Origin of the sequence: Acidiphilium sp., from assembly GCF_049977125.1 — a bacterium.
Classification (GTDB): Bacteria; Pseudomonadota; Alphaproteobacteria; order Acetobacterales; family Acetobacteraceae; genus Acidiphilium.
In genome coordinates this window covers 1-11,467 of sequence record NZ_JBMFGY010000021.1, presented here as the reverse complement: position 1 = coordinate 11,467, position 11,467 = coordinate 1, and the positions used below count along the sequence as shown (strand labels likewise).

The window sequence follows — 11,467 nt, the reverse complement described above, 5'->3', positions numbered from 1 at the left end:
CAGGCTGGGCAAAAAAAAGCGCCGGAGGTGATCCGGCGCTTTTATCGTCTCTGGAACGCCCCGCGAAGGGCGGCGTTTAATCGACTGAAATCGCTCGAAAAGACATAGAATCAGAGCGTTATGCTGAAAGCATGACACTCGATTGGATCAGCCGGTTTCGGTCTCGTCCTCGTCCGCGGTTTCCATCTCGTATTCGTCCTCATCGCGGGTGAGGGCTTCGCCACGGGCCTGTTTGTCGGCTTCCTCGGTGCTGCGCGCGACATTGACCGTCACGTTCATGATCACCTCGGGATGGAGCGCGACGCGCACGGTGGTCAGGCCGAGCGTCTTGATCGGATGTTCGAGCAGGACCTGGCTGCGATCGATCGTCAGACTGCCGGCGACGCACCCGTCCGCAATGTCACGGGCGGTGACCGAACCGTAGAGCGAACCGGCGTCGCTCGCCTGACGGATCAGAACGACCGAGAGCCCGGCCACCCGCTCGGCCACGCGCTCGGCCTCGCCGCGCCGCTTGAGGTTCTGCGCCTCGAGCTGCACCCGCTCACGCTCGAAGCGCTCGCGGTTGTTCTTGGTGGCGCGGACCGCCTTGGCCTGCGGCAGCAGGAAGTTGCGGGCGTAACCGGGTTTGACTTTGACCACGTCGCCCATCTGGCCGAGTTTCTCGACGCGTTGGAGCAGGATCAGTTCGACTTGTGCCATAATGCGTGCTCCTCAATCGACCACGTAGGGCAGCAAAGCGAGGAAACGGGCGCGCTTGATGGCGCGCGCGAGTTCGCGCTGCTTCTTGGCGGAAACGGCGGTGATCCGGCTCGGCACGATCTTGCCGCGCTCGGACAGAAAGCGCGAGAGCAGCCGCACATCCTTGTAATCGATCTTCGGCGCGCCGGCGCCGGAAAACGGGCAGGCCTTGCGGCGGCGATAGAACGGCCGGCGGGCGCCGACGGCGGCGCGGCGGGCGCCGGGGTTGACATCGGTATCGTCAGTGGTGCTCGACATGGCTCAATCCTCCTCGACCAGATCGTCATCGCGATCGGTGCGGAACTCGTCACGGGCGCGGAACTCTTCGCGATCTTCGGGGCCACGGCGGCGGCCGCTGTCAAAGCGCCCGGCCGGTTTCGGTCCGCGGAAGCCACGATCACGATCGTCGCCCTTGCGGGACAGCGGCGCCGACGGCGCTTCCTCGATCTCATCGACGCGCAGGGTCATGAAACGAAGAATATCCTCGTTCAGGCCGAGCAAACGCTCCATCTCGTTGATCGATGTCGATTCCGCCTCAAGACCGAGCAGGACATAATGGCCCTTGCGGTTCTTCTTGATGCGATACGCAAGATTGCGCAGACCCCAGTATTCCCGCTTCTTGACGGCACCGCCCTCGCCCTCGAGCCGGGCCGTGACGTCGTCGGCGATGACATCGACCTGTTGCTGCGTGATTTCGCTGCGTGCGATCAGCACACATTCATATAACGGCATGATTACCCCCTATGGGTTGCTTCAGCCCCGACGCTGGCCTTGAACGACAAGGTCACCGCCAATTTCCCCCATGGAAACGGGCATAGCCGCGCACGATGCCACGTGCCCGGCAGGGAGACCGCCGTGTGGCACAACCGGCCCCCCGGTGCAAGTGAGCGGAAAGCGCGGCAAGGCAACCGGTGCGCCCCGATCAGGGCGTTATCCAGCGGTCGCGCGCATCGGTGTCGGCGGATCTTGCCGCGACCCACGTCGTCGTGCCGTCGATGAAATCCTCGCGCTTCCAGAACGGGGCATCGGTCTTCAGCCAGTCGATCAGAAAACCGGTCGCTTCCAGCGCGTCGCGGCGATGGGCGCTCGATGCGGCGGCGAGAACGATGCGCGCGCCGGGTTTGAGACATCCAACCCGATGGATGATGGTGCAGTCGAGCAGGTGCCAGCGCGTCATCGCGGTGTCGGCGATCGCGGCGAGCGCCTGTTCGGTCATGCCGGGGTAGTGTTCGAGCGTGAGGGCGGCGAGCGGGCGGCTCACCCCGGTATCCCCCTGCGCCGTGCCGCGCACGAGGCCAACGAAGCTCGCGACCGCGCCGGCGCCGGTTTCAAGCCGGCGCAGCTCGGCGTCGAGATCGAAATCCGCCGGACCGACAACGATGCGCGGCATGGTCAGCCGCCGGTGAACGGCGGGAAATAGGCGACCTCGCGCGCGTCGCCCAACGGCGTGTCCGGCGGAACGAAGCGCTGATCGAGGGCCGTCTTGATCGCGCTGCGATCGGCGAATGCCCGCTGATAGGCAGGGCCGAGCGTGGTCAGGTAATCGGTCAGCGCCGCGATGGTGGTGATCGACGCGGGCGGATCGATGCAATCCTCGGCATGGCCGATCCGCTCGCGCAGCCAGGCGAAATAGAGAATCTTCATCGCGGTCTCACTGGCCCTGCACGGTGGTGACCTGGCCGTTCGGCTGGATCAGCGTGGCGGTGCCGTTGCCGTTCGGAATCAGGATGCCGCCGCCCACGCCATTGATCGGTGCGACGGTCTGGTAGCGGCCGTTGCTCGAACCGCTGACGATTCCGGCCGGTCCGGTCGGGCCCATGAGGGTCTGACCCACGGCGAAGCCCTTCGGCGCGCTGATGCCCGGCGCGGGAGTCGGCACCGCGTCGGGGATCGCGGGTTCAGTGGGCAGACCGCTCTGGACGCTGCCCGGCGGGGTCGAGCTGCCTTTGACGGCGTGGCCATAGGTGCCGAATTTGGTCAGACCGGCGTTGTTGCCGGTGACCGGACCGGCGCGCCGGTTAGGCGGGGCCGCGCCGGATTCGACGGTGGCACTCGCCCCCTTGGGCACCGAATAGGGGGTCGCGCTGCCCGGATTGCTGCCATATTCGCTCTGATATTCCTGACCGAGCGGGACATTCATATGCTGCTGGATGTCATTCAACGTCGGCACCGGGCGAACCGGACCCGGCCAGACATCCCCCGGTTGCGGCAAAATCGGCGCCACAGCGACATCATTGCCCCGGGCGCGCTGCATGTTGAGGGAATCACCGGCGGGGGCATTGGGATTGCCGAACGGATTGACCGTGGTCTCAAGATAATTGCCCACCCCCGCGCAACCCGACAGCATCAGGGCCAGCGTGCCGGGAACGACCAGGCTCACAGCCAGGGACAGGGGCTTCGTCATGACAGATTGCGCGCCGCGCCGCATCGGGTTGATTCCTTCAGGCTTCATAATTCGTTTATGCTCCGATTCACCGTCTCACCTCAAGCCGAGGCGCGTCGCGATGAATCCGGCCACCGCGCCGGGATCGGCGAGGTCGAGCGTTGGCAGCGGGCAGGCGGGCAAGGCGGCATCGGTTACGACGGCGATGATCCCCGGCCAATCCGGCCAGAGCGGCGGCTTGCCGAGGCTGGGCCGATGGATTTCGAGCTTCGCCACCGGCGCGGATTTGAACCCCTCCGCGAGATAGAGATCGGCCGGCGCCATGCGGGACAACAGGAGCGCCAGATCAGGTTCATCCGCGCTGCGATGTTCGCGGAACAGCACGAAGCGCTCACGCGTCGCGAGCATGGTTTCGGTGGCCCCCGCGATCCGGTGACGATAGCTGTCCTTGCCGGGCTGGTCGGGGTCCACCGCATGATGCGCGTGTTTCAGCGTGGACACGATCAACCCCCGTGCCGTCAGCAACGGGATCACGCGCTCGAGCAGCGTTGTCTTGCCACTGCCCGACCAGCCGACCAGGGCGAGAATCTGGCCGGGGCGAGGATCGGTCACCATTCAGGATGAGCGGGCGGCGCGCCACAAGCCGACCATTTCTTTCTTAAAAAACCCAAACCGGTTCCCTCATTTCATGCAAGCGCGCCTCACCGGCGTGAACGCAACCGCCAAACAGGTCTTCAGCGGCCACACATGAAACCGTTCCGGCCGCGCCAGGCCCCGGTCACGGCGCCGCGCCCGGTTGAATAATGTGGCGCAACCCGGCGTTGAGATAATCCCAGCCGGTGACGATGGTCAGGATGGCGGCGAGCCACAGCAGCACGCCGCCGATGTCGGTGGCCGGAAAGCCGCCGATCCCCAGTATCGCCGCCCCCTGATCGCCGAGCAGCAGGAACCCGAGCGCGCCCATCTGTGCCGCGGTTTTCCACTTCGCGAGTTTGGTGACCGGCAGGCCGATTCTGATGCCGGCGAGGTATTCCCGCAGACCCGACACCAAAATCTCGCGCAGCATGATCACGATCGCCGGATAGATGCCGAACGCGGGCAGCAGATGAAACCCGACCAGCAGCATCAGCGTGGCGCCGACCAGAAGCTTGTCGGCGATCGGGTCGAGCATCCGGCCAAGGTCGGAAAGTTGCCGGCGCGTGCGGGCGATGCGCCCATCCAGCCAGTCGGTGATGCCGGCGATGGTGAACAGCGCGGCGGCGAGCAGATCGGCGGTGGGATCGCGCAAGGCGACCAGCAGGACGAGCAGCGGAATGGCGGCGATCCGTGACAAGGTCAGGATGTTCGGCAGATCGGTCAGCATCGCATCAGACTAGGCGGTTTCGGCGCGGCGCGTAAGCCGGTGCAACAGATGTTTTGGCCGTGGCCGGTTGATCAGGCGGATGCCGCGGAGAAAATTCGGTGCCATGGCCTCCGCCCCATCGGGGTCGAGCGCCCCGCTCGCGGCGAGTTTGGCTTCGACATCGTTGATCGACGGCGGGTGAAACAGCGCGAGGCGGCGGCCGGCAACCGGCAGCAGCGCGTCGAAGGCGCCGATCAGGGAGCCGCACGCGGCGATCGCGCTGCGGATGGTGGCGACACTGGTGCCGAGATGTTCGGCGAGCAGCGTGTCACGCACGTCGAGAATGGCGGCGCGCAGGTCGGGCCGCTCCACCCCGCCGCGCGGCACTTCGACCGCGAGGTCGCATTCGGTGTCGATGCCCATCGAGCGATTGTTGATGTTCGAGGAACCGATGCGGAGCAGCGTATCGTCGATGATCAGCACCTTGGCATGGACATAGATATCCGCATCACCTTCCGTGACCGGCGTGGCGAAGCGCAGGCGGCGGGCGTGATCGAGGCTGCTGATGTCGCCGAGCAACAGGGCGCGGGCGGACCCCATGGCCTCCTCTTCGAGCCAGCCGTCGGCGCGTTTGGGGTTGATGATGATGATGTCCGGCCCGTCGGCTTCGGCTAGTCGCGCGCCGATGGCCGAAGCGATGCGCGGCGCCGCGAAATACTGGCTTTCGATATAAATACTGTGGCGCGCCGAAGCGATGGCGGCGAGGTAGAGCGCCTCGATCTCGCGGGTTTCGGGCATCTCGGCGGTCTTCGGCCACGTCCGCGCGATACCGACCATGACATCGCGCATCTGCGGCGCGAGGCTGCAAGGCCAGATCGGATCCGCGCTCGGCGGTGGCGGCTGCAGCCTGTGGCCGGTGGCGTTGTGCCAGCGGACCCGCGCGAGGTCGCCGAGCGCGCGTGCGGCGGCCCCATCGACCGCCGTCGTCACGTCATGCCATGGGCCGTGCCGTTTGCCGTCCGGCTCATCGCGGCGGGGATCGTCGTCGACATGATCGCCCGTATCCCAGCGCCCCACCGTCGTGTCGATCCCGCCGCAGAACGCCAGACGATCATCGATCACCACGATCTTCTGATGATGACAGCCGCCGGTGGGGTGATTGCTGTCGAGACGAAAATGGATGCGCCGCGAGGTGAGCCAGTTCAGCAGGATGAGCGGCGTCGTGCCGCGCATCGGCATTTTCATGAAGGCGAGGTCCCAGCGCAGGACATGGATCTGCAGCGCCGGGTTGCGCCGCACGACATGCACGAGAAAATCGCCCAGCGTGTTGGGCACACCCGAAGTGGCGTCGCCGTCGCGTTCGAGCGCGATACCGGTGTGAAAATCCCAGCCGATCATCAGAACGGAGTGGCGTGCCGCGAGGATGGCCTCCTTGAGGGCGCGGAAATAGGCCGAACCATCGATAATGACCGCCATCCGCTCAGCATGGGCGCGGCGCCAGATTGTCGCGCCCTCGACGAGCACACCCCCCGTCATGCCAGCAGCCGGACGGCATCGCCCGGCGTGATCGTGCCGTCCTCGATCACCTCGGCAAACACCCCGCAATCGACATGGCCGAAAGACTGCCTGAGTTCCTTGACCGGATTGGCATCCCGCGCCCCGGTTTCGGGGTTGATCGAGGTGGCGGCGCAGCGGTCGATCCGCTCGGTAACGCGCAGCCGCGCGTCGCCGATGGCGAGGCACCGGCCCAGCCAGGTGAATTCATCCCACGCCGCAAGATCAGCCAGATACAGATTGGCCCGGAACCGCAACTTGTGCCGCACTCCCCCCGCGGCGGCTTCGAGTGCCGCAATGCTGGACAGGCCGATCAGGCTGATCACCTGGGTCCGATGATCGCAAAAACTGTGGTCGGCGGCATGAACGAACCGCGTCGCCCCGCGCATCGCGGCAGGCAGTGCCGCGGCAATGAACCCGCCAATCGCCCCCCGCCCTTCCGCGCTGAACGGATCGGCATCCAGCGCCGCGCCATCGGGCGCCACCAGCGACAGGCAGCGCCCCGCCGCATCGAACCGCGCCAGCAGCCCCGCCGCCTCGGCATTCCGCGCCAGACACAAAAACTCCGTCTTCGGCCGCCACGCCGGCGCCGCCGCATCGAACCCGCAATCCCCCTGCGCCAGCGCAAACGCCCGGTCCCACGCGATCGCGCGTCCCCGCCGAAGCGTCGCCCGCGCCATCCGCTCAGGCGTCAGCCCCTTGACCGGATATCGATAGATTGTCTCAATCCGCATCCAGCCCCCTCTTGAGCCAGATCAATGCTACAACCATTTACGTCAGGCAAGGTTGCGCCATTGCCTCTTGAGGGATAGCGCCGCCAAGGTCGCCTTAATGAAAGGGATCAACCATGGATTTCGAAAAATTCACCGAACGCGCCCGTGGCTTCGTTCAGGCCGCGCAAACCATCGCGGTCCGCGAATACCACCAGTACATCACGCCCGACCACCTCCTCAAAGCCTTTCTCGACGATGACGAAGGGGCCGCCACCGGCCTGATCCGCGCCGCCGGCGGCGACCCCGCCGCGGTCAAATTCGCGGTCGATGCCGCCGTCGCCAAACTCCCCAAAGTCCAGGGCGCCGGCGCCGGCCAACCCCAGATCACCCCCGATCTCGCCCGCGTGCTCGATGCCGCCCAAACCATGGCCCAGAAAGCCGGCGACGAATACACAGCGCAAGACCGCGTCCTCATCGCCCTCGCCGCCAGCGACACACAAGCCGGCCGCGCCCTCAAAACCGCCGGCGCCTCCGCCCAATCCCTCGAAAAAGCCGTCGCCGACATCCGCAAAGGCCGCACCGTCACCTCCGCCAACGCCGAAGCCAATTTCGACGCCCTGAAAAAATACGCGCGCGACGTCACCCAATCCGCCCGCGACCAGAAGCTCGACCCCGTGATCGGCCGCGATGAGGAAATCCGCCGCGCCATCCAGGTCCTCGCCCGCCGCACCAAAAACAACCCCGTCCTGATCGGCGAACCCGGCGTCGGCAAAACCGCCATCGTCGAAGGCCTCGCACTCCGCATCGTCAATGGCGACGTCCCCGAAGCCCTGCGCAACAAACGCCTGCTATCGCTCGACCTCGGCGCCCTGGTCGCCGGCGCCAAATTCCGCGGCGAATTCGAGGAACGCCTCAAAGCCGTCCTCAAGGAAATCGAAACCGCCAACGGCGAGATCATCCTCTTCATCGACGAAATGCACACCCTGGTCGGTGCCGGCCGCGCCGACGGCGCGATGGACGCCTCCAACCTGATCAAGCCCGAACTCGCCCGCGGCGCGCTCCACTGCATCGGCGCCACCACGCTCGATGAATACCGCAAATACATCGAAAAAGACGCCGCCCTCGCCCGCCGCTTCCAGCCCGTCTTCGTCAACGAGCCCAGCGTCGAGGACACCATCTCCATCCTGCGCGGCATCAAGGAAAAATACGAACTCCACCACGGTGTCCGCATCCTCGATTCCGCCCTCGTCGCCGCCGCCACCCTCTCCAACCGCTACATCACCGACCGTTTCCTCCCCGACAAGGCGATCGACCTGATCGACGAAGCCGCCTCGCGCCTGCGCATGCAGGTCGACAGCAAACCCGAAGCCCTCGACGAGCTCGACCGCCGCCTGATGCAGCTCAAAATCGAACGCGAAGCCCTCAAACGCGAGGACGACGCCGCCTCCCGCGAACGCCTCGCCCGCCTCGAAGGCGAAATCGCCGCCATCGAGGAAAAATCCGACGCCATGTCCGCCACCTGGAAAGGCGAAAAAGACCGTCTGGCCGAAACCCAGCGCCTCAAGGAAAAACTCGATCAGGCCCGCGGCGAAATGGAAATGGCCCAGCGCGCCGGCAACCTCGCCCGCGCCTCCGAGCTGATGTACGGCGTCATCCCCGACCTCGAACGCAAACTCGCCACCGGCACGAACGACGGCGCGCCCGATGGCTCGCTGGTCAACGAAGCCGTCACCGAACAACAAATCGCCCAGGTCGTCGCCCGCTGGACCGGCATCCCGGTCGACCGCATGCTCGAAGGCGAGCGCGCCAAACTCACCAAAATGGAAGACAATCTGCGCGCCCGCGTCGTCGGTCAGGAAGCCGCCCTGCGCGCCGTCTCCGATGCCGTCCGCCGCGCCCGCGCCGGGCTGAACGACCCCAACCGCCCGATCGGCTCCTTCCTCTTCCTCGGCCCCACCGGCGTCGGCAAAACCGAAACCTGCAAAGCCCTCGCCGAATTCCTGTTCGACGATGAACGCGCCATGGTCCGCATCGACATGAGCGAATTCATGGAAAAACACGCCGTCGCCCGCCTGATCGGCGCGCCCCCCGGCTATGTCGGCTACGAGGAAGGCGGCGTCCTGACCGAAGCCATCCGCCGCCGCCCCTACCAGGTCATCCTGTTCGACGAGGTCGAAAAAGCCCACGAGGACGTCTTCAACATCCTCCTCCAGGTCCTCGACGACGGCCGCCTGACCGACGGCCAGGGCCGCACCGTCGATTTCAAAAACACCATCATCGTCCTCACCTCAAACCTCGGCAGCGAAATCCTCGCCAACCAGCCCGACGGTGAAGACATCATGATGGCCGAAGCCTCGGTCATGCGCGTCGTCCGCGGCCACTTCCGCCCGGAATTCCTCAACCGCCTCGACGAAATCATCCTCTTCCGCCGCCTCCAGCGCGCGGATATGGCCACCATCGTCGACATCCAGCTCAAACACCTCGAAACCCTCCTCGCCGACCGCAAAATCACCCTCCACCTCGATCAAGCGGCCCGCGACTGGCTGGCCAACGAAGGTTACGATCCCGTCTACGGCGCCCGCCCCCTCAAACGCGTCATCCAACGCAGCCTCCAAAATCGCCTCGCCACCGCCATCCTCGCCGGCACCATCCACGACGGCGAAACCGTCAACGTCGGCGTCGGCGACGACGGCCTGACAGTGCGCGGCGATCTGGCCGAAGCCGCCTGACCCGTAGGGTGGGGTGCTCTACCGCACCCCACCATCGCCGCGGCGAGGGCAGGAGAAGCAAGCGGCGCTTTTTTGTAAAAAAGCGCGCAAAAAACTTTCGGAAATGTGTGTCGGCGAGCGATCGTAGGGTGGGGTGCTCTACCGCACCCCACCATTTCCCACCCCGTCAGCCCGTGCCATGATCGCCGCAGCGTAGGGCAAGAGAAGCGGCGCTCTTTTGCAAAAAAGCGCGCAAAAAACTTCCGGTATCGGAGTGCTGGTCGCCGTGAGACTGGCACTCCGATTCCTGTGGGCGCGGCTTTACCGGTGCGGAGCCATCAACCGTTCGGCCTCGTTGTCCGGCCAATGGAGACATTGAACATGTTGGTTGTGGACGAGACGGAAAGTGATTTGAAACGGCTTATCGCCGCTGATTTCGGAACGTCGTCGACCGGCGATTTTCATGCCGACTTTGTAAACTGGATCCATTTTCGGGCGAGGCGCGTGCCGCAGCTTCCCCGTAAAATATTCACCTCGCAGGAAGTTACGAGCCATCGAAATCAATATCCTGCTATCGATCAAATTAGATTGGCTCTAGGTTCTGGCGGTGACGTCAGACCTTGGCTAAGCCAGACAATCGCAAAAAATAAAAATAACCATAAAGCGGATATGATGTTTAATGATTGGCAGATATTACATTTCCATTTAAGTCGTATATTCCAAACACCGAATTCTATTCGCCGAACTGGACCATTACTATACGCTCACATTACTGCTGACGAAGCTACTTTTCTCGATGTCCAGCCACATGGCAGATGGACAATGACAAATTTGCTGGAAATTCTTCTTCGAACAAATGCTCCGGGACTGGAACGATATGAGGCGCGAAGCGCAACGCCAATGCGATTGACCGATGACGAATATCGAAATTTGAGAAGAAAGGGCGGTAATTCAATGATTGAAATTGGCGGGAGGGCATTTTTCCCTGGTGGAGGACTGTTGGCGTCAGGACATGCGGGGCGAATATATCGTTATCGAGATTGGTTGTTCGGGATGATTGACAAAATTCGGCAAGACATGGCTAAGGACTTAATCGAACCGCATTTGAAGACGGCGATCTATTCGCTCATTGGTGTTCCTGTCAGATTAGGCGTTTATTATGACGACAGCGGAATGGCAATAATTGATAAAAATCGTCGGGGCTTGGTGCTCCATCAAATGAAACCTCTGGAGTAGGGTGGGGTGCTCTACCGCACCCCACCATCCTCTCCACGCCCCCCAACCCATCATTCCCCGAACGCCCCATCCACCACCTCGCCCACGCCCCAACCCGCCGGATAATCCCCCCGCCCCACCGCGCGCCGAAACGACGAAAACGGCCAATCCCAAGCCCTCTCGACAAACCCATGCTTGACCGGATTGAAATGCACATAATCGACATGCCGCACGAAATCGTCCTCGTCGCGCACCGCGTGCTCCCAAAACCGCCGCTGCCAGATCCCCCGTTCCCCTTTGGCCACCCGCGACGCAGACCGCGCCTCACCCGCCGCAACCCGCGCGGAAAAACCCCGCTTGATCAACATCCACCGCGTTGAAAAATCCGCATCACCCTCGGGCAACGTCCAGACCGCATGCAAATGCTCAGGCAGCACAACCCAGGCGTCGATCTCGAACGGACGCACCGCGCGAGCACGCGCCACCGATTCCCGCAACGCCGCGATTTCCGTCATCAACAGATCGCTGCCCCGATCGGCCAAAGCAACGGTAAAAAAATACGTTCCACCCGCAACGCGATGTCGTCGGTAATCTGGCATGGGTCAAAATGACCTTATTTCTCTTAACAACAGCAACAATAAAATAGGCTCCTCTTCAGCACCCCACCATCTTTCTGCATCCCCCGCACGCGAATCCACCGGGAACCCGAGGAACGAAAGTTTTTTCCGCCTTTTTTACAAAAAAGGCGCCTTGCCTGTTTTTTCGTCTTTCTCACCCCCCTAAGACTATGGTCTTATCCCGCCATGCAACCCGC

Annotated in this window: 13 protein-coding genes; 2 read left to right on the top strand and 11 right to left on the bottom strand. The window is 63.7% G+C overall.

The window, feature by feature from the left end; translation table 11 throughout:
- Positions 1–147: 147 nt before the first annotated feature.
- The 10 genes from rplI to ACP5E6_RS05535 all read right to left on the bottom strand — a co-directional run bounded on the left by rplI (position 148) and on the right by ACP5E6_RS05535 (position 6,751).
- On the bottom strand, positions 148–699 hold the full coding sequence (rplI, locus tag ACP5E6_RS05580; protein ID WP_427952654.1) for a 50S ribosomal protein L9: 552 nt from the start codon (positions 697–699) through the stop codon (positions 148–150).
- Positions 700–711: 12 nt separating this feature from the next.
- Positions 712–996 (bottom strand): 30S ribosomal protein S18, encoded by a 285-nt coding sequence (rpsR, locus tag ACP5E6_RS05575; RefSeq protein ID WP_427952652.1) that lies wholly within the window; start codon positions 994–996, stop codon positions 712–714.
- Between the two features lie 3 nt (positions 997–999).
- Positions 1,000–1,470 carry a 30S ribosomal protein S6 gene (gene rpsF, locus ACP5E6_RS05570; RefSeq protein WP_427952650.1) on the bottom strand — a complete coding sequence of 157 codons (471 nt, stop codon included), beginning with the start codon at positions 1,468–1,470 and terminating at the stop codon, positions 1,000–1,002.
- A 190-nt stretch (positions 1,471–1,660) separates the two neighbouring features.
- Positions 1,661–2,128, bottom strand: coding sequence for a molybdenum cofactor biosynthesis protein MoaE (locus ACP5E6_RS05565; protein ID WP_427952648.1), 468 nt, complete (start codon positions 2,126–2,128; stop codon positions 1,661–1,663).
- Positions 2,129–2,130: 2 nt separating this feature from the next.
- On the bottom strand, positions 2,131–2,382 hold the full coding sequence (gene moaD, locus ACP5E6_RS05560) for a molybdopterin converting factor subunit 1 (protein ID WP_427952646.1): 252 nt from the start codon (positions 2,380–2,382) through the stop codon (positions 2,131–2,133).
- Between the two features lie 7 nt (positions 2,383–2,389).
- Positions 2,390–3,142: a hypothetical protein gene (locus ACP5E6_RS05555; protein WP_427952644.1), complete on the bottom strand. Its 753-nt coding sequence runs from the start codon at positions 3,140–3,142 to the stop codon at positions 2,390–2,392.
- Between the two features lie 75 nt (positions 3,143–3,217).
- Positions 3,218–3,736, bottom strand: a complete 519-nt coding sequence (gene mobB, locus ACP5E6_RS05550) for a molybdopterin-guanine dinucleotide biosynthesis protein B (protein WP_427952642.1) — start codon at positions 3,734–3,736, stop codon at positions 3,218–3,220.
- A gap of 163 nt (positions 3,737–3,899) precedes the next feature.
- The gene (gene pgsA / locus ACP5E6_RS05545; protein WP_427952640.1) at positions 3,900–4,484 is read right to left on the bottom strand and encodes a CDP-diacylglycerol--glycerol-3-phosphate 3-phosphatidyltransferase; all 585 of its coding nucleotides are present in this window, start codon (positions 4,482–4,484) and stop codon (positions 3,900–3,902) included.
- Between the two features lie 9 nt (positions 4,485–4,493).
- Positions 4,494–5,999: a phospholipase D-like domain-containing protein gene (locus ACP5E6_RS05540; RefSeq protein ID WP_427952638.1), complete on the bottom strand. Its 1,506-nt coding sequence runs from the start codon at positions 5,997–5,999 to the stop codon at positions 4,494–4,496.
- Complete coding sequence (locus ACP5E6_RS05535; protein ID WP_427952637.1) at positions 5,996–6,751, bottom strand: MOSC domain-containing protein; 756 nt, start codon at positions 6,749–6,751, stop codon at positions 5,996–5,998. The genes ACP5E6_RS05540 and ACP5E6_RS05535 overlap by 4 nt, the downstream gene beginning before the upstream one ends.
- Positions 6,752–6,864: 113 nt before the next feature.
- Between ACP5E6_RS05535 and clpB the strand changes: the two genes are divergently transcribed.
- Both clpB and ACP5E6_RS05525 read left to right on the top strand, forming a co-directional pair.
- A complete protein-coding gene (clpB, locus tag ACP5E6_RS05530; RefSeq protein ID WP_427952635.1) occupies positions 6,865–9,459 on the top strand; it encodes an ATP-dependent chaperone ClpB in 2,595 nt (864 codons plus the stop codon).
- Positions 9,460–9,819: 360 nt separating this feature from the next.
- Positions 9,820–10,674: a hypothetical protein gene (locus tag ACP5E6_RS05525; RefSeq protein ID WP_427952633.1), complete on the top strand. Its 855-nt coding sequence runs from the start codon at positions 9,820–9,822 to the stop codon at positions 10,672–10,674.
- 50 nt (positions 10,675–10,724) lie between these two features.
- Here ACP5E6_RS05525 and ACP5E6_RS05520 read toward each other — a convergent pair whose 3' ends face one another.
- On the bottom strand, positions 10,725–11,252 hold the full coding sequence (locus ACP5E6_RS05520) for an REP-associated tyrosine transposase (protein WP_427952631.1): 528 nt from the start codon (positions 11,250–11,252) through the stop codon (positions 10,725–10,727).
- Between the last annotated feature and the right edge of the window lie 215 nt (positions 11,253–11,467).